This is a genomic window from Planococcus sp. PAMC 21323 (assembly GCF_000785555.1).
Classification (GTDB): domain Bacteria; phylum Bacillota; class Bacilli; order Bacillales_A; family Planococcaceae; genus Planococcus.
The window spans coordinates 2532907-2554393 of sequence record NZ_CP009129.1; the positions used below are offsets into that span (position 1 = coordinate 2532907).

19 protein-coding genes are annotated in these 21487 nt (G+C 41.6%); 7 read left to right on the forward strand and 12 right to left on the reverse strand.

Translation table 11 applies throughout. From position 1 onward, the window contains the following. The 3 genes from PLANO_RS12510 to PLANO_RS12520 are packed head-to-tail and all read left to right on the forward strand — an operon-like array spanning position 1 to position 2281. On the forward strand, positions 1 to 810 hold the full coding sequence (locus PLANO_RS12510; RefSeq protein WP_038705456.1) for a transporter substrate-binding domain-containing protein: 810 nt from the start codon (positions 1 to 3) through the stop codon (positions 808 to 810). Next, a complete protein-coding gene (locus tag PLANO_RS12515) occupies positions 797 to 1498 on the forward strand; it encodes an amino acid ABC transporter permease (protein ID WP_038704776.1) in 702 nt (233 codons plus the stop codon). The genes PLANO_RS12510 and PLANO_RS12515 overlap by 14 nt, the downstream gene beginning before the upstream one ends. 36 nt (positions 1499 to 1534) lie before the next feature. Beyond that, on the forward strand, positions 1535 to 2281 hold the full coding sequence (locus tag PLANO_RS12520) for an amino acid ABC transporter ATP-binding protein (protein WP_038704777.1): 747 nt from the start codon (positions 1535 to 1537) through the stop codon (positions 2279 to 2281). Between the two features lie 348 nt (positions 2282 to 2629). On the opposite strand, the gene PLANO_RS12525 is transcribed toward PLANO_RS12520, so the two are convergent. Further along, entirely contained in the window at positions 2630 to 3742 is a 1113-nt protein-coding gene (locus tag PLANO_RS12525; protein WP_038704778.1) for a mandelate racemase/muconate lactonizing enzyme family protein, read from the reverse strand. Between the two features lie 97 nt (positions 3743 to 3839). Here PLANO_RS12525 and PLANO_RS12530 point away from each other — a divergent pair, with 97 nt between their 5' ends. Then, positions 3840 to 5045 (forward strand): M20 metallopeptidase family protein, encoded by a 1206-nt coding sequence (locus PLANO_RS12530; RefSeq protein ID WP_038704779.1) that lies wholly within the window; start codon positions 3840 to 3842, stop codon positions 5043 to 5045. A 119-nt stretch (positions 5046 to 5164) separates the two neighbouring features. Here the strand turns inward: PLANO_RS12530 and PLANO_RS12535 are convergent, their stop codons facing one another. From PLANO_RS12535 to PLANO_RS12575, 9 genes are all read right to left on the reverse strand, one after another. Continuing rightward, complete coding sequence (locus tag PLANO_RS12535; protein ID WP_038704780.1) at positions 5165 to 6355, reverse strand: glycine C-acetyltransferase; 1191 nt, start codon at positions 6353 to 6355, stop codon at positions 5165 to 5167. Between the two features lie 92 nt (positions 6356 to 6447). Next, the gene (locus PLANO_RS12540; protein WP_038704781.1) at positions 6448 to 8544 is read right to left on the reverse strand and encodes an immune inhibitor A domain-containing protein; all 2097 of its coding nucleotides are present in this window, start codon (positions 8542 to 8544) and stop codon (positions 6448 to 6450) included. A gap of 310 nt (positions 8545 to 8854) precedes the next feature. Continuing rightward, positions 8855 to 9988, reverse strand: a complete 1134-nt coding sequence (locus PLANO_RS12545) for a bifunctional cystathionine gamma-lyase/homocysteine desulfhydrase (protein WP_038704782.1) — start codon at positions 9986 to 9988, stop codon at positions 8855 to 8857. A gap of 2 nt (positions 9989 to 9990) precedes the next feature. Next, positions 9991 to 10920: a PLP-dependent cysteine synthase family protein gene (locus tag PLANO_RS12550; protein ID WP_038704783.1), complete on the reverse strand. Its 930-nt coding sequence runs from the start codon at positions 10918 to 10920 to the stop codon at positions 9991 to 9993. Between the two features lie 11 nt (positions 10921 to 10931). Beyond that, positions 10932 to 11405, reverse strand: coding sequence for an S-ribosylhomocysteine lyase (locus tag PLANO_RS12555; RefSeq protein ID WP_038704784.1), 474 nt, complete (start codon positions 11403 to 11405; stop codon positions 10932 to 10934). A 12-nt stretch (positions 11406 to 11417) separates the two neighbouring features. Further along, positions 11418 to 12053: a class I SAM-dependent DNA methyltransferase gene (locus PLANO_RS12560; RefSeq protein WP_038704785.1), complete on the reverse strand. Its 636-nt coding sequence runs from the start codon at positions 12051 to 12053 to the stop codon at positions 11418 to 11420. A gap of 149 nt (positions 12054 to 12202) precedes the next feature. Continuing rightward, positions 12203 to 12844 carry a YczE/YyaS/YitT family protein gene (locus PLANO_RS12565; protein ID WP_038704786.1) on the reverse strand — a complete coding sequence of 214 codons (642 nt, stop codon included), beginning with the start codon at positions 12842 to 12844 and terminating at the stop codon, positions 12203 to 12205. 65 nt (positions 12845 to 12909) lie between these two features. Then, positions 12910 to 13401 (reverse strand): Cys-tRNA(Pro) deacylase, encoded by a 492-nt coding sequence (gene ybaK, locus PLANO_RS12570; protein ID WP_038704787.1) that lies wholly within the window; start codon positions 13399 to 13401, stop codon positions 12910 to 12912. Positions 13402 to 13465: 64 nt separating this feature from the next. Continuing rightward, the gene (locus PLANO_RS12575) at positions 13466 to 15625 is read right to left on the reverse strand and encodes a DNA topoisomerase III (protein WP_038704788.1); all 2160 of its coding nucleotides are present in this window, start codon (positions 15623 to 15625) and stop codon (positions 13466 to 13468) included. Positions 15626 to 15697: 72 nt separating this feature from the next. Between PLANO_RS12575 and PLANO_RS12580 the strand changes: the two genes are divergently transcribed. Beyond that, positions 15698 to 16828 carry a nuclease-related domain-containing protein gene (locus PLANO_RS12580; RefSeq protein WP_231554724.1) on the forward strand — a complete coding sequence of 377 codons (1131 nt, stop codon included), beginning with the start codon at positions 15698 to 15700 and terminating at the stop codon, positions 16826 to 16828. Positions 16829 to 16984: 156 nt separating this feature from the next. Here the strand turns inward: PLANO_RS12580 and PLANO_RS12585 are convergent, their stop codons facing one another. Then, entirely contained in the window at positions 16985 to 17548 is a 564-nt protein-coding gene (locus tag PLANO_RS12585) for an NADPH-dependent FMN reductase (protein ID WP_038704789.1), read from the reverse strand. 134 nt (positions 17549 to 17682) lie between these two features. After that, entirely contained in the window at positions 17683 to 19506 is a 1824-nt protein-coding gene (locus PLANO_RS12590) for a cation:proton antiporter (RefSeq protein ID WP_038704790.1), read from the reverse strand. A gap of 147 nt (positions 19507 to 19653) precedes the next feature. Here PLANO_RS12590 and PLANO_RS12595 point away from each other — a divergent pair, with 147 nt between their 5' ends. After that, on the forward strand, positions 19654 to 19836 hold the full coding sequence (locus PLANO_RS12595) for an SE1832 family protein (RefSeq protein ID WP_008430410.1): 183 nt from the start codon (positions 19654 to 19656) through the stop codon (positions 19834 to 19836). 37 nt (positions 19837 to 19873) lie between these two features. Continuing rightward, complete coding sequence (locus tag PLANO_RS12600; protein WP_038704791.1) at positions 19874 to 21439, forward strand: ABC-F family ATP-binding cassette domain-containing protein; 1566 nt, start codon at positions 19874 to 19876, stop codon at positions 21437 to 21439. The last annotated feature ends 48 nt before the right edge of the window (positions 21440 to 21487 follow it).

The following is a 21487-nucleotide window of genomic DNA, read 5'->3' on the forward strand; positions in this document are numbered from 1 at the left end:
ATGAAAAAATTTAGTTTATCTTTTTTATTAATAGGAACAATGTCGGTTTTAGCTGCATGTGGTGGATCTGAAGAAACAGATACCTCTAATGGCGAAGCTAGTGGATCGGATCTGTTAACTACAGTGCAAGAAGAAGGCACCTTAGTTATTGGAACAGAAGGTACTTATCCCCCATTCACTTTTCACGATGACTCGGGCGAGTTAACAGGATTTGATGTAGAAGTTGCACGCGAAGTGGCTGATCGCCTTGGCGTTGAAGCTGAGTTTCTTGAAACACAATGGGATGCTATGTTTGCAGGGTTAGATGCTGGTCGTTTTGATATGGTGGCCAATCAAGTTGGGATCAATCCAGAACGTCAAGAAAGCTATGAATTTTCTTCTCCTTATATAACCTCTACTGCTGTTTTAGTTGTTGGCGAAGACAATACTGACATAAACAGCTTTGAAGATTTAGATGGCAAACTTTCAGCACAATCGTTAACGAGTAACTATGCGGAAACAGCTACTTCTTTTGGCGCAGAGTTGGAAGGTATTGAAGGATTTAACCAAGCAATCGAATTATTAAACTCGGGCCGTGTTGATGCGACAGTAAACGATAATTTAACGGTTTTGGATTTTATGAAGCAACGTCCAGATGCAAAAGTAAAAGTGGTTGATCAATCAGAAGATGCTGCTCAAAGTGCATTACTTTTTAGAAAAGACAGTGGCGCAATTGTAGATGAAGCCAACAAAGCTTTGGCCGATATGATCGAAGACGGCACATACGACGAAATTTCAGAAAAATGGTTTGGTGAAAATGTACTTGAATAGTATTTTTTCGGACCCGGTCAGAATGGAACGGCTTGTGGATATTGCGCAGTCCTCATTTCTTCCTTTGATCGAAGCAACGCTTCAATTCACTTTGCCATTATCCATTATCTCGTTTATTTTCGGATTGGCATTAGCGGTTTTGACAGCCTTGGCAAGAATTTCGACGGTTAAAATTTTTCAAGTTATCGCTCGTGTCTATGTTTCAATTATTCGTGGTACTCCTTTACTCGTTCAACTGTTTATTCTTTTTTATGGACTGCCAACACTCGGCGTGACAATCGATCCATTTCCAGCTGCTGTAATTGGTTTTTCATTAAACGTTGGAGCTTATGCTTCTGAAGTTATTCGAGCAGCGATTTTATCGATTCCAAAAGGTCAATGGGAAGCAGCCGGCACAATTGGCATGTCATACACACAATCATTGCGGCGTGTTATTTTGCCGCAAGCATCTCGTGTTTCGTTGCCTCCTCTGTCAAATACGTTTATCAGTTTAGTAAAAGATACATCTCTCGCCTCACTTATTCTCGTAACTGAAATGTTCCGAGTCGCTCAGCAAATTGCCGCGACTAATTATGAATTTTTGTTATTATACGGACAAGCAGCATTGCTTTACTGGGTCATCTGCTTTGCCTTGTCCATAGTTCAAGGCAGACTTGAAAATCGTTTTGATCGGTATATTTCTAGATAATAAAAGCAGTTTACTGATTGCAGTAAGGAGTTCACTATGATTTTAATAAAAAATTTGCATAAAAGTTTCGGCAAACTTGAAGTATTAAAAGGCATTGATACGGAAGTTCAAAAAGGACAAGCAATTGTCGTGATTGGTCCATCTGGTTCTGGTAAAACGACTTTTCTACGGTGCCTTAATACATTAGAAACACCAACTTCTGGATCGGTCACAATCGATGAACAAACAGTCGATTTTTCGAAACCATTGTCAAAAAAACAGATGATGGCTTTTCGTAAACAATCAGCAATGGTGTTTCAGCATTATAATTTATTTCCTCACATGACCGCTCTTGAAAATGTCATGGAAGGTCCTGTTACGGTTCAAAAACAAGATAAAAAACTAGCAAGGCAAAAAGCTGAGCAATTGCTGACAAAAGTCGGACTCGGTGAAAAGATGAATGACTACCCGTTCCAATTAAGTGGTGGTCAACAGCAACGCGTCGGCATCGCACGTGCATTAGCACTTGAACCAAAAGTTATGTTATTCGATGAGCCAACTTCCGCGCTCGATCCTGAGTTAGTGGGAGAAGTATTGCAAGTAATGAAAGAACTTGCGGCTGAAGGTATGACGATGGTCGTCGTTACGCACGAAATGCGCTTTGCTAAAGGTGTAGCTGATGAAGTTTTATTTATGGATGAAGGACGCATCGTCGAACGCGGTAAACCAGAAGACATATTCAATAACCCGAAAGAAGAACGAACAAAGCGCTTTTTAAGTTTGATTCAAGAAACAGAAGTATGAAGAAAAGCGGAAGCTGCCGTGTAGATTCGACGGGCGTAAGAAACTCTGACGAAACGGCATTTTTCCAGCCGTAGAGTTAGAGTGGCTTACGACCCTAGAATCTGGCAGCTAGAGCTAGACATGAAGAAAAGCGGAAATGGCCGTTTAGCTCCGACAAGCATAAGGTGCGGTGGCAAAGCGACGTGTTTTCAGTCGCACAGCCATCGCGACTTATGACTCGAGGAGCTGGCCATTTCAGCTAGATCAAGAAAAGCGGAAGCTGCCGTGTAGCATTTTGCAGTATCTTTAACAGCACGCTTCTAATGAAAAAACTCGCATTCCCATTATGGGCTGCGAGTTTTTCTATTTCTATTCAATCATGCATGATTTCACTGTAAGTTTATCTAATTGTGCTTGGTTTACTTCTATTCCCAAGCCTGGCTTGTCTGATAATAAGACATATGGATGTTCGTAAGTTAAATCCCCTATTTCTTCGCTGAATAGGAGCGGTCCAGTCAATTCTGTGCTTTCAATGTTGATGCGTGACATCGCTACATGGTAGCCTGCTGCTGAACCAACAGACGATTCAACCATTGAGCCGATTTGGCACAACATGCCAGCTGCTTCAGCTGTTTTCGCCATTTGGATGGCATGGAAAATGCCGGCACATTTCATTAGTTTGATATTAAGAACGTCAGCTGCCTGCAGACGAATAATTTCTAGTAAATCTTCCATCGATTGAATGCTTTCGTCAGCCATAATCGGAACAGCTGTTTTCGAGCGAACTTCTGCTAGCCCCCGAATATCTCCCATACGAATTGGCTGTTCAATCCAAGCAATATTAGCGCTTTCTAATTGTTTGATCGCCGCTACGGCAATACCTGGTGATTTCCACCCTTGGTTAACGTCAACACGAATAGGCATATCTTTTCCTACTGCTTCACGAACAGCTAAAATCCGATCCACATCTTCTTGCGCTTGTCCTTTTCCAACTTTGAGCTTTAATGAGGCATAGCCCATTTCAACAGCTTTTTTCGCTTTTTCAGCCATAATCTCAGGTGCTTCAATGCTCAACACTTTAGGGTAATCTAAATGAGGAGTCGCTTGCCCACCGATTAAATTGTAAACGGGCTGTCCAACAGCTTTGCCCATTAAGTCGTAGCAAGCAATATCAACAGCTGCTTTAGATGCTGGATTTCGCGACATTAAGGCATTCATTTTCGAATGAATAGCTTCTATATCAAACGGACTCATTCCAATAATCGCCGGCAGAAATTGTTCTTTTAAAATTTCATAGGCAGCAGTGAAATACTCTCCCGTTACATGCTCATCAGGGACCGCTTCCCCGTACCCGACAAGACCTGTATCTGTTTCTAAGGCAACAATCAATGCTGGCATATCTGGGTAAGTTGCATAGGAGATGATAAATGGTTCATTGAGCGGAAATCTGACTGCGTGCAAGCTTGCTTTAATGATTTTCATTTGAGTGCCTCCAATAGATTTATCTTATTGTATACTTCTACTATAGTGAATTTTATGACAGATTGATAACTTAATTTAATTTCAAGGGGGATTGTATATGACTGTAGCAAAACAGCTCGATAGATTGTACGAAGAAATGGTTGAGATGAGAAGACATTTGCATATGAATCCAGAACTATCGCACCAAGAAGTTGCGACTCCTGCTTTTATTGCTGAGCGTTTAGAAGAGATAGGTGTTGAAGTGCGCCGTAATGTAGGTGGGCGTGGTGTGGTTGGCACGATTCGTGGCGGCAAGCCTGGCAAAACGATTGCGTTTCGTGCCGATTTTGATGCGTTGCCGATTGATGATCAAAAAAACGTCTCTTATAAATCTACCGTGCCTGGCGTCATGCACGCTTGTGGACACGATGGTCATACAGCTGCGTTGCTTGGATTTGCGAAAGCGATGGTTGCTATGCGAGAAGATTTACCTGGCACGATCGTACTGATCCACCAATTTGGTGAGGAACTATCGCCAGGTGGTGCACGTGCTATGATCGAAGATGGTTGCTTGGATGGCGTCGATGCAGTTTATGGTGCTCACTTGCAGAGCAAAATGGATTATGGCCGCGTTTATTTGCGGGACGGCTTTTTGCAAGCTTCTGAAGATGCCATCAAAATTATTGTCCATGGTTCTGGAACTCACGGCGCAGAACCTCATCAAGGCATCGATCCGATTTTAGTCGCGAGTCACATTATAGTCGCGATTCAATCGATCGTCAGCCGCAACGCCAATCCATTAAAAGAATTGGTCGTCTCTATTGGGAAATTCCATGCAGGTGACGCCGACAACGTTATTTCAAGCAAAGCTGTTCTAGAAGGTACCATTCGCGTTTTTGATCCTGAGCTTCGTATTCTCGCGGGACAGCGTTTGCGGACAATTGTGGAAAATATCGCCATCGCGATGGGTGCTACTGCCGAATTGATAGTTGAAACAGGATATGATTCACTTTGGAATCACCCTGCTGAAACAGATATTGTTCGTGCTGCCGCGCGCGACGTGCTGGGAGATGAAAATGTAGTGGAAATTGATCCGGTAATGCCGGTTGAAGATTTCACGTATTATACACAGGTAAAGCCAGGCGCGTACTTTTTTGTTGGCGCCAAAATGGAAAATGACTCATTAGTTTACCCACATCATCATGAAAACTTTGATTTTAATGAAAACGCCATGTTGGTAACGGCAAAAGTGTTTGCTGCGATTTACTTTGAAGCGCAAAAATCTGGCGCGGACAGTATTCCGGTTGATTTGGACAGTATCTGAGAAATTTGGACAGTATTCTGCACGATTCGGACAGTATTTGGTCCAATCTCGACAGTATCGCCTTTATTTGGAAATAAAAACAAGCCAAGCGGCACGCCGCTTGGCTTGTTCTTGTTTTATTAGTTGATAACGCCTAATTCTTTGCCGACTTTTTCATAAGTCGCGATCGCTTCATCTAACATTTCTTTCGTGTGTGCAGCTGTTGGCATATTGCGTACGCGCCCAGTGCCTTTTGGAACCGTTGGAAAGACGATTGATTTTGCATATACGCCTTCTTCAAATAAACGTTTCGAGAATTGTTGTGTTAACTTCTCGTCACCAATGATGCACGGTGTGATCGGCGTTTCTGAATGACCGATGTCAAAGCCTAAAGCGTCTAGACCTTTTTTCAAGTAGTCACCGTTTTCCCATAGCTTATCGTGCAATTCTGTTGAGTCGATAATCATTTGAACTGCTGCTGTGATTGCTGCAACGTCGCCTGGAGTTACCGCTGTTGAGAACAAGAACGGACGTGAACGAACTTTCAACCAGTCGATCAAGTTTTTCTTACCAGCAACATAACCGCCGACAACGCCGACTGCTTTAGACAATGTCCCCATTTGCATATCGATTTCTTTTTCAAGACCGAAATGTTTTACAGTTCCTTTTCCTTTACCCGTTACGCCTGATCCGTGTGCATCATCTACATACGTAATCAAATCAAATTCTTTCGCAATTTCTACGATTTCTGGAAGCTTGGCAATATCGCCATCCATTGAGAAGACGCCATCTGTGATGACCATCACTTTATTGTAAAGACCTGATTCTGTTGCTTCTTTTGCTTTCATGCGAAGGTCTTCCATATCAGAATGTTTAAACGCAATGATTTTTGCTTTTGATAAGCGGCAACCGTCGATAATTGAAGCATGGTTTAATTGATCTGACAGAATCGCATCATTTTTGTCCATTACTGCTGAAATTGCAGCCATGTTGCAATTAAATCCTGATTGATACGAAATCGCTGCTTCTGTTCCTTTGAATTCAGCAAGCTTTTCTTCTAATTTCACGTGTAGGTCAAGCGTTCCGTTAATTGTACGAACCGCGCCTGCGCCAACACCGTATTTATCGATTGCGTCTTTTGCTACTTGCTTCAAGTCTTCGTTTGTCGCAAGACCTAAGTAATTATTTGAAGAAAGGTTGATTAGATCTTTGCCGCGCACTTTGATGATCGCGCCGTTCGGTCCTTCAACTGGGTCAATTTCGTTATAAAGACCCTGCTCTTTTAATTCTGTTAAGTTCTCATCTAAAAATGCATCTAGTTTTTTTGACAATGTCCTCTTCCTTTCAAAACAAAATTCTGTCTCTATCTTACCATACCGCCATTTTTTCCAAAAGAAAAAGCGGACCGAGGTCCGCTTTCTAGTTATTTTTTATCTTTTTTTGCTTTTAGATTTTTTGTTTTATACTGTACTTCATACGTAAATTCTTTTGCTTCTCGTTGTCCTGCTTCTGCAGCATATGAAGTAATCATTTTCACATTGCCTTCGCGCAGAACTTGTTGAAGATCAAGTGCTTGTTTATCTGTCACGTTAAATGGATCAACGTGGAAGACACGTTCTTTGCCATTCTTCTTCGTTTGGATAAATGTTGTTGTGAAGTCTACGTATTCACCTTTTAATTGTCCCAGTGATTGGAATGTATCTGTTGAAGTTCCATCCGCCGAGAAATCACCTAGTTGAATATCTTTAATAAACCAGCCTGCTTCATTATAACCCCAGTCCGTTAAGTTACGGAATGAAACAAGAACATCTTGTCCTCCATAAGCTGATAAATCAAAGGTTTCAGTTGTCCAATCACCGTTTGTTCCTGTAAATCCAGGAACGTTTTCTTTGATAGTGGGGTAACCTTCTTCAGTTACATCCGTACGGGTATTGGCATTTTCAAGGGAAGTCCACGTATCTCCATTGTCTGTTGACACTTGAACCATACCAAAATCCCATTGTTCTTCGATATTATAAAAATGGTCAAACGTTAATGTTGCGTTAGTAGCAGGAACCGTCGCACCAAAAATCAATGCTTGATCTGCTTCATCGCCATTATTGGCATGCAATACTTGTTCACCTGAACCTTTAGGATCTGCTACTGTTTGCCACTGCAATGGAAGAAAATCAACGCCGTCAAATTCTAATCCACGAACATCTTTGCCAAAGTTGAATTCTTTAAAGTCGCCGCCCCATGCCGGAACGCCTTCTTTTTCAAAGGTTTTCGCTTTTTCAAAGTCTACCGTTTTACCTCTTACCGCTCCATCATTCCCAACTGGTAGTTCGCGTAAATCAATGCTATCAAAATTGTAATCGCTGCTGACATTTGAATTATCTAATGTCAACGCCGTCATGAAGTTTTGATATACTTCTGTAAATGTTTTGTTCGTAGCATTATCTTGTAATACCTTTTCTACACTGGTGATTCCTTGACTAGTACCGTCTGTTGCTAATTCACGAATAAATTCTTTGCCAAATTTATCGTACATATACAGCGTAAACAAATAAACTTGACCATAGTCTGCAATCGTTTCTGGTCCTGTTGCCGCTGTACCATGTTCATCCCAGTTTACTAATGAGTTTTCCGGATGATCTAAATAAAAGTTAATTGACCCTTCTCCGTGACCATAACCGCCAAGGTATTCAGAGAATGTCGACATTCCTTCATTTAACCAACTTTCTTCCGCACCATCATTATCCGCTTGGATCAAATGTTGCAACTCATGAATAGTTGTTCCGAAGAAAGTGCTCTCTAAACGCGTGTCCCATGAATTCGTATCGATTGTAACAATGTTGCGATCGATGTAGTTTTCAAGTGTTTGCCAAAAGAATCCGGCAACGAAAAATGGATAACTTGGATCGTCCCAACCTTCATCTTGCACATTATCAACTAGCATAATAATTTTGTCTGATCCTTCATAATATCCTTCAGGAAGACCTACCATCCCTGGAAGTGGCGAATTCGAGCCATCTAATGACTCCGGTGTGCCAAAAAATTCAGTCGCCGTTGGATAAATATTGCTGTCGAATTCGTCGCGTAGTTTATCTACTTGTGCTTGTGTGACGACATCAGCCGGTTTCGGATTGTTTGGACCGTATGATAAATCGTTCGCTACCCAAATTTCTACATTGTCTCCAACGCTTCGAAGTGTGAAATCTTTAAAAGATAAGTTGCGATCTAAAAACTTTTTTGTGCCGCCATCGTATGTAAATGTTGCATTTGCCTCGGCATTAGCGTCTCCATTTCCTACTTCATCTGCTTGCGCTTTTATCTTTTTCTCCGCTTCCTTTAGGAAGTCGGCATCTTGTGACAGTTTATTCAGATTGCCATCAATGTCGATTCGTTCCCCATACCTATCGCTGTTCCAATCATTTATTGATGGTACGGTCTCGCTTGGTGCCGCTATTGCTGTTGGTGCCAATAACGATAACGTTAAAGCACTCGCTGATAAAATCGATATCCATTTACTGTTCTTCATTAGAGTTCCCCTTCCAAAGTTAAAATGTCAGAATATTATTTCTTTTAAAAAGCATAGCACTTCAGAATCATCAGAAGAATAGGGGAGAAGATGTATTTCGGGTTTCGAAACTATGTGTAATACGACTTACTTTTTCATCCTTTTACTGGTTCAATAGAGTTAAAAATAGTAACAACCCCCAAAAATTCTCTATATTTCACGACAAAGAATCGAATTAAAAACTAATTTTTTTCCTGAATCATTTTGCATCAATAAAAAAAGCTGTCGCCAAAAGTCATGTATCATGAGCTTTTGGCGACAGCGTCTTTACTTATTTCAACGCATTTTCTAGATCTTCAATCAAATCTTCTACATCTTCAATACCTACTGAAATTCGAACCAAACCTTCTACAATGCCGAGTTCTGCACGACGTTCAATCGGAATCGATGCGTGCGTCATTTGAGCTGGTACAGAAATCAAACTTTCAACAGCCCCTAAGCTTTCTGCTAGGGTGAAGTATTTTAATTTCGCCAATAATTCTCCAGCTTTTTCTTTACTGCCGACATCAAATGAAATCATGCCGCCAAAGCCCGTTGCTTGTCTTTGCATTAATTCACGGCCTGGGTGGCTTTCGAGCCCTGGATAAATCACTTTTCCAACAGCGTCATGTCCTTCTAAAAATTCCGCGATTTTTTGAGCATTGGAATTCGCTTCTTCCATGCGCAAACCTAAAGTTTTCAGTCCGCGAATAAGTAACCAAGAATCTTGCGGCCCTAAGATTGCGCCGATCGAGTTTTGCACAAAGTGAACTTCTTCAGCAAGTTCTGCAGAATTAACAACTACTAGTCCTGCCACGACATCACTATGGCCACCAATATACTTTGTTGCGCTATGCAAAACGATATCTGCACCTAATTTAATTGGGTTTTGTAAAAATGGTGTCATAAACGTATTATCAACAATCGTTAGTAAATTTTTTGATTTTGCAAACGCTGCTACAGCCTCAATATCCGTTACTTTCAACAAAGGATTAGTCGGCGTTTCAATGAAAATCGCTTTTGTGTTTTCTTTTACTGCGGCTTCTACTTCCGCTAAGTTTCCAGTATCCACAAAAGTAAATTCTAAGCCGAATCGGTTTAACACTTTGTTGATGACGCGGTAAGTTCCACCGTATACATCGTCAGTCAAGACAACATGATCTCCAGCTGAAAACAGCATCATGACAGATGAGATTGCGGCCATTCCTGAACCAAATGCAAAGCCAGCGTGACCAAATTCAATATCCGCAATTAATTCTTCAAGTGCATGACGCGTCGGATTTCCCGTACGCGAATATTCATAGCCTTTAAATTTCCCGACTGCTTCTTGCTTGTACGTACTAACTTGATAAATAGGTGTTGACACGGCACCAGTTGCTTCGTCTCCAAAAATGCCACCGTGAATTAATCTTGTTTTTGGTTTCACTGCTATTCCTCCTCAAAACTTCTATCGTAAATGTGTTGACTCATATAGCGTTCACTTGAATCTGCAAACACCGTTACAATGTGACTTCCAGGTTTCGCGCTTTCAGCTTCCCGTAACGCCGCTACAAACGCTGCTCCCGACGAACTTCCGACTAACAAGCCTTCTGCCTTCGCCAGTTCCCGAACTGCCATGAACGCTTCTTTATCCGTAATCGTATGAATGGCTTCAAAATAACTGTTATCCATGTAATCCGGCAAGAATTCCATGCCGATGCCTTCGGTCAAATGAGGTCCTGAGGGTCCACCGTTTAATATTGAGCCTTCAGGTTCCACAATGACTGTTTTGATTTCTTTCTTTTGAGACTTTAGATAACGAGCTGTTCCCATGAAAGTTCCGCCCGATCCCGCTCCTGCAACAAAGACGTCAATTTCTCCGTCTAAGGCATTCCACAGTTCAGGACCAAGTGTTTGGACATAGGTTTCCGGATTGGCTGGATTAGAAAATTGCGAAGGTGAAAATGCGTTTTGCTCTTCAACCAATTGCTCCGCTTTTTTAATCGCGCCTTTAATGCCTTCTTCAGTCGGGGTGTTAATCACTTCCGCGCCTAACGCACGCATCAAACTTTGTTTTTCTTGACTGAATTTTTCCGGCACCACAAATTTCACATGATAGCCTTTACCGATTGCAGCAATACCTAGACCAATGCCCGTATTACCGGCCGTTGGTTCGATTATCGTGCCGCCCGGCTTAAGGACCCCACGTTTTTCAGCGCCTTCTATTAAGGAAACGCCTAATCGGTCTTTGACACTGCCGCCCGGATTGAAATATTCAAGCTTCGCAAAAATGCGGCAGCCGTTTGGAATTTTGCTATGTGTTAATTCCATTAATGGTGTATCGCCAATCAATTGCTGAATGTTCGTTACATAGTTCATTGGTTGACTCCTTACTTAGCGTCTTCGGCAAAAACTTGATGCCACTGATCTTTCTCTGCCAACATTTCACGCGCCAATTCTTTCGCGCCTTCTAAACTATGACTCGCAGCCCAACCACATTGCACTTCATTGCATGCTGGCACTTCGTCTGCTTCTAACACGTCTTTTAATGTATTTTCTAAAATACGAAGGATTTCATCATAATCATCAAGATTGATGACCGACAAATAAAAGCCTGTTTGGCAGCCCATCGGTCCAATATCAACAATGTCCTCTGAATGATTGCGACTATGTTCAGCCATCATATGCTCAAGAGAATGAAGTCCAGGCATTTCCATATGTTCTTTGTTTGGCTGCTTGAACCGGATATCGTATTTGCGAATGGTATCGCCTTTAGCTCCTGTTTTTTCCCCTGCTAAACGGACATATGGTGCTACTACCTTTGTGTGATCTAAGTTGAAACTTTCAACATTCATTTTTTTCATCTCTATCGCTCCTTATAGTTTAGTTGCTTCAATCAGAAAGACATAGTTGTTCATCTTCGACAATTTCACGGTAAACCCTGCTTTTGTGATTAACTCTTCTAATTTCGGAATCGTGGTGTAATATTCGCGGTTCAAATCCTCTACTAAATTGACGTGACCTCGTGCTTCTTCAAAGGCAATTATTTCTTTCTTACTTTGCTGTGAATCAAACACCGTATCAGCAAAAATCACTTTCCCGCCAGCTGGCAGTTTTTCAGCATACAGCTTAAACGCCTGCGTTTTTTCTTTATCTGTTAAATGATGAAAAGCATAAGAACTTACAAAACTTTGAGGAGAAATCGGTGTTTCAAATTCTAGGAAATCTCCGTCAATAACCACTACACCTGGCATCTTTATATTGGTTACTTGCCGCATCGATTGATTGGGTTCTACTCCAACCACTTCTAAATTTCGCTCAAGTAGCTTTTCAGTCAAGTTTCCCGTACCAACGCCAAATTCTACGACGGGTCCTAAGGCTGCATCTGCTACTGCTTGTAAAATTTCATTATATTTTAAGAAAACATCTTTATATTGTTCATCGTTTCCATTTACAGATTCGTCATATGTATGAACCCATTCATCAAATATCTCTACAAATTCGCGTCCCATAAAAAATACCTCCTGAGGTTTTTATACAAAACCAATAGACTTACTAGGTTTTATTAAAACACATCACTCTTTAGGTTTCAAGTATTGTATGAGAAATCATTTACTCTTTTTCCATGAAAAAAAGCCAGGCATATAAGCCTGACTTTTGTTTATACCTTAAGAATGCGCGGCAGATTTTCTTTATCGCCGATTAATGTTATAAGAAGCCGTTCAAATTGTGGCAACGATTGCTGAACGATTCGACCAGTCAATAATGCAACAGCAATCGTTCCAATACCGACCGGACCACCAAGCATCCAACCGAGCAAAGCCACACCTACTTCAATGCCTGCGCGGACAACGCTAATGCTTAGCCCAGTTTTGTGAACAAGTAACATCATTAGGCTGTCTCGAGGGCCCGCACCGATTTTTGGTGATACATAAAGGCCAACGCCATAACCTGAAATGACAATACCCGCCGATAAAATCAGCACTTGTCCGACTAATGTCTGGATGTCTGGAATTAAAAAATTAAAAATATCAATAAAAACACCGACTAGCACCATATTCAAAAATGTGCCTATTTGCGGAACTTGTCGTGTGAAGAAAGCTGTGATCGCAATAATCGTGAATCCAGCAATAACAGACCAAGTGCCTATCGTCAGTCCAAAGTTTAAATATAAGCCCACATGTAGAACATCCCATGGACCGATACCTAACTTGCTGCCTTTAATAGTCATCGTAAATCCGAGAGCCAAAACGATTAATCCAACAATAAAAAACAACCAGCGATAAAATAACGCACGCTTCATTCAAATCCTTCTTTCTGTATGTTGATATGAAAAATCCATCCATTCATATTGAATGGATGGATGCTTTATTGACTCAATACAGTCAACTCAGCAAATTGGCCTTTCGTTACAGACACAAGTTCAGTTGGAGCCAGTTTTATTTGCATACCAATTTTGCCCGCGGAAACGATTAGTTGAGATAATTGCTCGGCTTCTGCCGAAACAAAAGTTGGAAATGATTTTTTCATTCCGACAGGCGAACAACCGCCACGGACGTAGCCTGTTAACGATAAAATATCTTTCACAGGAACCATTTCGATTTTCTTTTCACCGGCTGCTTTTGCTGCTTTTTTCAAGTCTAATTCTTCTGCTACAGGAATAACAAAAACATATGCCTGTTTAGATGCCCCAGACGCCACAAGTGTTTTATAGACTAGTTCTGGAGGATAACCGATTTTGCCAGCTACAGACACTCCATCTACTTTGCCATCTTCAACTGTGTAATAGAGCGATTCGTACGTAATTTTTTCTTTATCAAGCATGCGTGCAGCATTAGTTTTTGCAACTTTCTTTGTCATGACATCTTCTCCTAGCGTTGAAAAGATTCGTTAGTCACAGCATACCATCATCCGCAGCGGGATTCTATTCGCTTTGTCCTAATAATTTTTTTAACGCGTCGGCCATTGCTGTATTTTGTGGTGCTTCATCTTGCTGGTTTAAGTATTTATTGACATCTTTTTTATTGGCTTTAGATTGACCCGTTTTTTTGCGCTTTTCAAATGCTGATAGCTTTTCGCGATGTCCACATTTACAAACGAAAATCTTGCCGTCTCCTTCGCCTTGTAATTCCAATTTTTTATGGCAATTCGGACAGCGTGCATTGGTCTGCATCGCCACTTGTTTTTTATAGCCACATTCGCGGTCTTGGCAGACATTCATCTTGCCGCGCTTGCCATTCACTTCAAGAAGCGGTTTGCCACAATCCGGGCACATTTTGCCAGTGATGTTATCGTGCTTAAATTTCTTATCGCTCTTCTTAATATCGGAAACCGATTTTTCAGCAAAGGCGATCATTTCTGTAATAAACTGCTCTTTTTTGATTTGGCCTTTAGCAATTTTCGTTAATTGCTGTTCCCAATCGGCCGTCAGTTTTGGTGACTTTAAGTCTTCTGGCACCAATTCAAGCAATTGACGACCTTTTGACGTAATCGTTAAATCTTTGCCTTTTTTCTCAATCAGGAAGGTATTAAATAGTTTATCGATAACATCTGCTCGTGTAGCCACTGTGCCTAAACCACCGGCTTCACCTAGTGTTTGAATGACTTCTTTTGTTTCGCCGCTCATAAACTGCGCTGGATTTTCCATGGCGCCAAGTAGCGTTCCTTCATTGAAAAAAGCAGGTGGCTTGGTTTTTCCATCTGTTAATGCAATGCCTTTAAGTTTTAAGGTTTGACCTTTTTCAAACGCTGGCAACGTCGTATCGTTGCGATCGTCTTCGTCTTTGTATATGCGTTTCCATCCTTCATTGCGAACAGTATTGCCTTTCGCTTGGAAGGTCTCTCCCCCAGCCGTTAGTTTGACCGTTGTTTGATCAAATTCGTATTGCGGATAAAATACTGCGAGAAAGCGCTTGACGATCATGTCATATAATTTATGCTCTTTGTCCGATAAGTCATGCAATGGCGGTGTTTCTTCTGTCGGAATAATGGCGTGGTGATCAGACACTTTCGAATCATCGATTACTCCTTTTTGTGGTGCGATTGGATTTTTCAAAACGATCGCAGACAAGCTACGATACGGTCCGACTTGCACTGCTTTAACGCGGTCTATCAGTGTATCGCGCATATCACTCGTCAAATGCTTCGAATCTGTCCGCGGATACGTGACGATTTTATAGCGCTCGTATAAATTCTGCAGCGTGTTCAGCGTTTCTTTTGCTGACCAGCTATAGCGCTTATACGCTTCTTTTTGCAATTCAGTTAAATCAAATAAAGGCGGTGCCGGCTGACGTTTTGGCGTAATTTTAATATCTGTCACGGTGCCTTCATGCGTGTTTTCGAGTTTGCTGAATAGCTTGTCGATTTTTTCTTTATCAAACGATTGCGTCGAATTGCCATCGGTCCATGTAAATGTCGCTTGGTCAGTGATAGCTTGCATGCCGTAATAAGGTTTCGGCTGGAAATTGCGGATTTGCTTTTCACGTTCGGCAATCATCGCAAGTGTCGGTGTTTGCACGCGACCTGTTGATAATTGCGCATTGTATTTAACCGTTAGGGCGCGTGTTGCGTTAATGCCGACAACCCAATCGGCTTCAGCGCGTGCAACAGCCGCTGCATATAGATTTTCGTAAGCGCGACCGTCTTTTAAGTTATTAAAGCCGTCTTTAATCGCTTTGTCGGTAACCGATGAAATCCACAAACGTTTGACCGGTTTACGTGTATTGGTTTTCTCTAAAATCCAACGTGCAACAAGTTCACCTTCGCGGCCAGCATCTGTTGCGATGATCACTTCATTGACATCGCCGCGCTGCAATTGGGATTTTACCGCATTGAATTGTTTCATTGATTGTTTGATTGGCACCAATTTGAATGGTTTTGGAATGATTGGCAAAGTATCCATTTTCCATTCTTTAAAATCATTATTGTACTGCTCTGGCTGCGCATGCGTCACCAAATGGCCGAGTGCCCATGTGACGATATACTGTTTGCCTTCTAAATAGCCGTTGCCTTTTTGTTCGCACCCGAGAACGCGCGCGATGTCACGCGCGACGGATGGCTTTTCTGCTAAAACGATTGATTTCATTTATATTCACCCTCATTTCTAATGAGATTATTGTAACATTTTCTGTTGGAGCTGGCTTTTGAGAGGGTGTTTATGGGCGTTGGACAGTATTTTGGTGATTTGGACAGTATTTGGTGGAATCTGGACAGTATTCTAGCCAATTCGGACAGTATTTCAGCCAATCCCGACAGTACTTCCATTAACTTCAAATTCTGCTTGCACAACACTCAGATTCTAGCTATATTTAAAGTAATTTCACATAAAGGAGAGGATCGATTGATCATTAAAACACGCACCAAGCCCCCTGAAATCTTCCAACTAGAAAGTTTGCTACAACGAATGCCCACCGTCCATCCCCAATATCTCCACTGGACTGAAAAACTCCGTCGCATCACCGCCGGATATCACGGCGAATTACGCGTCGACTTCTTTTGGCACGAAATCGACCTTTCGTTACCACATTATTTCATCCACGACTTATTCATCCAAAAAGAGATGTCTTCCCATCAAATTGATAGCGTTCTGGTAACCAGTCGATTTGTACTGGCATTGGAAATCAAAAGCATTTCTGGCTTACTCAATTTCGATCCTACCTTAAGGCAATTTTCCCGAACCAATAAGGACGGCAGCATTGATGGTATGAAAAATCCAGATGATCAATTACGTCGCCACGAAAAATGGCTGGAACAGTTTTTATTCCAGCAACGCATCAAGCTACCTGTTGTCGGTGCCATCATCTTTACGTACCCATCGTCTGTAATCCAATCTCGCGCGGGCAGCCGCATCATGATTCAGTCGTCCGGACTGCCACATCTTATGGAGCAGTTAGTGATTCGCTACCCGCACGATGTCTTATCTAAGAATAAAACAGCTGCGCTGGCGCAAAACTTACTGACGCTTCATTCAATAAAACCATTTTCGTCACTTGGACTGACGGATTCGTTTTCAACTGGCGTCATGTGCCCCAACTGCTCGTATTGCGTCTTGCATTATCATGGTGGAAAGTGGCGTTGCAGTGTTTGTCCGCACTTTGATCCTCTCGCGCATCTTGATGCGCTCAGGCAATACCGCAGTTTGGTAAAAACGACCATCAACAGCCGAGAATTTCGCGATTTTACCGGAATTACGTCGCCATCGATTGCTGCAAAATTGTTGGTGAGTACGAAAATGGCCTATCACGGTAGTTTTAAAGACCGGCAGTATGTGATTCCGGAGGCGTTTTAGCTTTTGGACAGTATTTTTTTGATTTGGACAGTATTTGGTGGAATTCGGACAGTATTCTAGCCAATTCGGACAGTATTTCACTCAATCTCGACAGTAAGACCAATAAATGGAATAAAATCCAAAAAGAAGAAACCTCCCACATTCGGGAGGTTTCATTTAATGATTATCCAGCGTTTCTTTCGACAAATGCTTGCTCATTTCTGCGTATTGCACAAAGACGCGTGCCAGTTCGCGTAAGCGGTTGTGAACGTCTTCGCTGACAATCGTATTCGTGTCGTCAAAATGACTCGTATGCGTGTAAACATAGTTTGGCGTTACGAGACAACGGAAGTAATCAAGAATCGGCTTCAGCTGATTTTCAATCACTAAATGATGCTGATATGTTCCACCGTTTGCCACGATCGATACTGGCTTGTAGCGCATCGTGCGTGGGTGCAGCATATCAAATGTATTTTTTAACACGCCAGGAATAGATCCTTGGAAAATCGGTGTTGCGATGATATAGCCATCTGCTTCTTCAAAGCGACGAACAATTTCTTGCATGCTGTCATTGTATTCACCAAGCGGACGTCCATCAACAAACTGATGGTCATAATCAGCTAGCTTCAACAACTTTAACTCGATTTCAGGATTGGTTTCATTAATATAAACTTGAATTTGTTCTAGAATGGCACCGGTTTTTCTGCCGATGATCGTGCCGTCTACTAATAAAACTTTCATACTCTCTTGTCCTCCTCAAAATACGTTCTTGCTGTTAACTGCATCTACTTGCAACAATGCACTAACCTGTTTGTCTTCATCATAACAAACCCTGTTTCACAATACGTAGCAAAACTCCTTTTGAAAGAGAGATTTCATTCTTTAGTCTGAGAACCGTTTTTTGAACGCTTACTTTCTAGTCGTTGCTGAGTCCGTTCAGATTCAGGAGCGGATGCAGTAAAGCTAACGATGGTGTCTCCAGCTTTGGGCTCGAGTTTGTTGTTTTCTGCAAAAAACTCGATTTTTCCTTGTGAATAATGAACAAACAACGGAATGGTATCTTCCGTCCATTTTGCTTTAAAATCCTCGTAACTAAATTGTTCCGACAACTGGGTTTTGCGCATCGTGTAGCCTTCTTCTGCTTTCCACTCGAGCTCGTGAATGTTCCACGTTTCTCCAAACAAAGTTCGTCCGCTTAACGACGCATGGAAGTCACCCGGGTCGCCTTCATGAATCGCTGTTTGGTAAAGGTTTGCACGCCCCATCTCTGGAACAAAGTTATTTACAACGAGCGCGTTGTAAGAATCGGTGGCTGTCGCGACAACCATCGTTTCATACGGCGTTAAATCCACTTCATAATCGGTATGCTCTGATAAAATATCACCCGCATAAGTTTTCAATCCATTTTGACGAGCTTCCTGTAATCGTCCCCAAGATGAATCGATGATTAAGACGCCTTTATCAAATTCAGACAACACTTTTCCAAGTCTTGTTGCAAATCGACTCGCACCAATAATAATGACACCTGGGTCTTCAGCTGCAACAAGACCCAGTTTTTTGCCTACCCAACCAATTGTGAAACCATGAACGACTACGGTAGAAAATACCAGAGCGAATGTTAAGGCCGTCAGCAATTCTGCATCTTCAAACCCTGCTTCTAGTAAGACACCTGCAAAATAACCTGAAACGGTTAACGCCACAATACCGCGTGGGGCAATCCAACCGACTAAGGTCTTTTCTTGTATCGTCATATCAGTACCGATTGTTGATAGCCAAATTGACAATGGCCGAACTACAAATAACATCGCTAAGACGAATGAAATAATATTCCAATTAAAAATCCCGATTAACACATCAAGATTTAAAGAAGCCGTTAGCATTACGAAAATACTAGAAATTAATAGCACGGAAATATTTTCTTTGAAATGGCGCATGTCATTAATCGATGCAATTTTCATATTTGCCATGACCATCCCCATAGCTGTAACGGCGAGTAATCCAGTTTCGTGCATCACAATATCTGAAATAACAAAAACTAGTAAAACTACGCCAAAAACCATCGGCGCTTTTAAAAATTCAGGCACTTGTCCTTTCTCGAACATCATTCCCATTAATATTCCTGCCCCGGCACCAAGTGCAACGGCAAACAAAGAAGCTAAGAAAAATAGACCAAATGCGGCAGCTGTTTCTGCACCAATAGCGAATAGCACAAATTGGAATGCAAATAACGCAAGCAATGCGCCAAAAGGATCGACTACGATCCCTTCCCATTTCAAAATTGCCGCAGGACGTGATTTTAATTTTGCTTGACGCAGCATTGGCAAAATAACAGTTGGTCCTGTAACGATAAATAATCCACCGATAACAAACGCAACACCAAGTGACAATCCAGCGATATAATGTGCCGCAACCGAACCTGCAATCCAGGCGATAAATGCCCCGATTGTAACAATTCGCAATATCGGTTTTCCGAATGTACGGATTTCCTTGAAGTTCAAATTTAAACTACCTTCAAACAAGATGATGGCAACTGCTAATGAAATAAAAGGATTGAACAATTCGCCAAAACTTTCGGCGGGGTGGATCACTTCGAAAATTGGACCGACAAGAAGTCCGGCAATCGACATCAAGACAATGGCTGGCAGCTGAAGACGCCAAGCGATCCATTGGGAAAGTACTCCCAGAAAAATAATTAGCATTAAGTCGAACAATAAGCTGTCGATAGCACATCACTTCCTTTAGTTTCTTTTATGGAATTATACAGGTATTATATAACGAATGAAAATCGTAAAGCATTCAATTTTTGCGTTATTGTGTTACAATGATAGAAAAATAAGGGTGATTTTGTGAACAAACAGGAATTGGAGTATGCGATTGCTGAACTGAAGATGGATTATGTCCGCCATCAAGGTGATATCGAGAAGCTAGAAACGACTGGACACGCCGGTATGGTGGAGAAAGCCGAATTGCGTTTGGAAAAAATGGAACTACAACTTGCGGAACTAAACAAAAAACTCGCGGATCTGTAACCGCGGTTTTTTTTATGATAATGGAGGAATTTATTAAATGAGTTTATTAACAGTAGAAAATTTAAGTCACACGTTCGGGGATCGGACCCTTTTTAACGATGTCTCGTTCCGTTTAGTCGAAGGTGAACATGTTGGATTAGTTGGAGCAAATGGTGTCGGTAAATCGACTATGATGAATATTATAACAGGCAAAATCATTCATGATGATGGACGCGTAGAATGGCAACCACGTACACATTATGGATATTTAGATCAGCACACACAGTTGCAACCTGGACGTTCAATTCGTAAAACGCTTCAAGATGCGTTCTTGCCTCTTTATAAAAAAGAAGCCGAGTTGAATGATATCGCGATGCAAATGGGCGATGCAGATCCGGATCGTTTAGAAGAATTACTCGAGCAAATGGCTGAAGCACAAGACGCTTTAGACGCTGGCGACTTTTACACATTAGACGGCAAAGTTGAAGAAATTGCGCGCGGTTTAGGTCTCGATGCAATTGGACTTGAACGCAACGTAGAAGCTCTTTCAGGTGGACAACGTACTAAGCTATTGCTTGCGAAATTGCTTCTTGAAAAACCGAAAGTTTTGCTATTAGATGAGCCTACCAACTATCTTGACGAAGAGCATATTCAATGGCTCGTTAATTATTTGAAAAACTATCCGCATGCGTTCTTATTGATTTCGCATGATACAGAGTTTATGAGCAGTGTTACTGATGTTATATTCCACTTGGAATTTTCACGTTTAACACGCTATACGGCAACGTATGAAAAGTTCATCGAGCTTGCTGAATTGAGCAAAAAGCAACATTTAGAAGCTTATGAAAAACAAGAAGATATGATTAAGAAAACCGAGACCTTTATTGCGAAAAATAAAGCTCGTGCCTCTACTACTGGCCGTGCTAAGTCTCGTCAGAAGCAATTAGATCGTATGGATCGTATTGAAAAACCAGAAATTGCGGCAAAGCCACAATTTGCATTTAAAGAAACACGTAGCCCGAGTCGTTATGTTGTAGAAGCCGAATCTCTTTCAATTGGTTACGACAAACCACTTTTACCACCATTGACATTTATGATTGAACGTGGTGAAAAAATTGCACTTGTTGGTATGAACGGTGTTGGTAAATCGACGCTACTTAAAACCATGCTTGGCAAAATTAAACCTCTCGATGGCGATGTTCTTCGCGGAGAATATTTGACGCCTAGCTATTTTGAACAAGAAGTGAAAGCACCAACCCATACCCCACTTGATGAAATTTGGTCAGCTTATCCGAGCATGGACCAAGGTCAAGTACGCGGAGCACTTGCTCGAACAGGTTTGAAAAACGAACATATTTCACGTCCAATGACGCATTTGAGTGGTGGCGAACAAGCCAAAGTCCGCCTTTGTAAATTGATGATGGAAGAAAGCAATTGGCTAATTTTTGATGAGCCAACCAATCACTTGGACATCAATGCAAAAGCTGAACTTAAACGTGCAATGCAAGCTTATAAAGGAACGATTGTTTTGGTCAGTCACGAACCTGATTTCTACGAAGGACTCGCAACAAAAGTCTGGAATGTAGAAGAATGGATTGCAGCTGGAAAACCAGAAGAAGCTTAAACTAAAAAAGGGCTATTCCTGAAGGTCATGAACATGACTTTCGGGGAT

Coding starts and splice junctions, on each gene's coding strand:
- PLANO_RS12520 (WP_038704777.1), top strand. CDS start 1,535: ATGATTTTAATAAAAAATTTGCATAAAAGTTTCGGCAAACTTGAAGTA.
- PLANO_RS12550 (WP_038704783.1), bottom strand. CDS start 10,920: ATGAACTATGTAACGAACATTCAGCAATTGATTGGCGATACACCATTA.
- PLANO_RS12540 (WP_038704781.1), bottom strand. CDS start 8,544: ATGAAGAACAGTAAATGGATATCGATTTTATCAGCGAGTGCTTTAACG.
- ybaK (WP_038704787.1), bottom strand. CDS start 13,401: ATGACAAAGAAAGTTGCAAAAACTAATGCTGCACGCATGCTTGATAAA.
- PLANO_RS12525 (WP_038704778.1), bottom strand. CDS start 3,742: ATGAAAATCATTAAAGCAAGCTTGCACGCAGTCAGATTTCCGCTCAAT.
- PLANO_RS12555 (WP_038704784.1), bottom strand. CDS start 11,405: ATGAAAAAAATGAATGTTGAAAGTTTCAACTTAGATCACACAAAGGTA.
- PLANO_RS12565 (WP_038704786.1), bottom strand. CDS start 12,844: ATGAAGCGTGCGTTATTTTATCGCTGGTTGTTTTTTATTGTTGGATTA.
- PLANO_RS12600 (WP_038704791.1), top strand. CDS start 19,874: ATGAGTTTATTAACAGTAGAAAATTTAAGTCACACGTTCGGGGATCGG.
- PLANO_RS12590 (WP_038704790.1), bottom strand. CDS start 19,506: ATGCTAATTATTTTTCTGGGAGTACTTTCCCAATGGATCGCTTGGCGT.
- PLANO_RS12560 (WP_038704785.1), bottom strand. CDS start 12,053: ATGGGACGCGAATTTGTAGAGATATTTGATGAATGGGTTCATACATAT.
- PLANO_RS12580 (WP_231554724.1), top strand. CDS start 15,698: ATGGGCGTTGGACAGTATTTTGGTGATTTGGACAGTATTTGGTGGAAT.
- PLANO_RS12585 (WP_038704789.1), bottom strand. CDS start 17,548: ATGAAAGTTTTATTAGTAGACGGCACGATCATCGGCAGAAAAACCGGT.
- PLANO_RS12515 (WP_038704776.1), top strand. CDS start 797: ATGTACTTGAATAGTATTTTTTCGGACCCGGTCAGAATGGAACGGCTT.
- PLANO_RS12530 (WP_038704779.1), top strand. CDS start 3,840: ATGACTGTAGCAAAACAGCTCGATAGATTGTACGAAGAAATGGTTGAG.
- PLANO_RS12510 (WP_038705456.1), top strand. CDS start 1: ATGAAAAAATTTAGTTTATCTTTTTTATTAATAGGAACAATGTCGGTT.
- PLANO_RS12575 (WP_038704788.1), bottom strand. CDS start 15,625: ATGAAATCAATCGTTTTAGCAGAAAAGCCATCCGTCGCGCGTGACATC.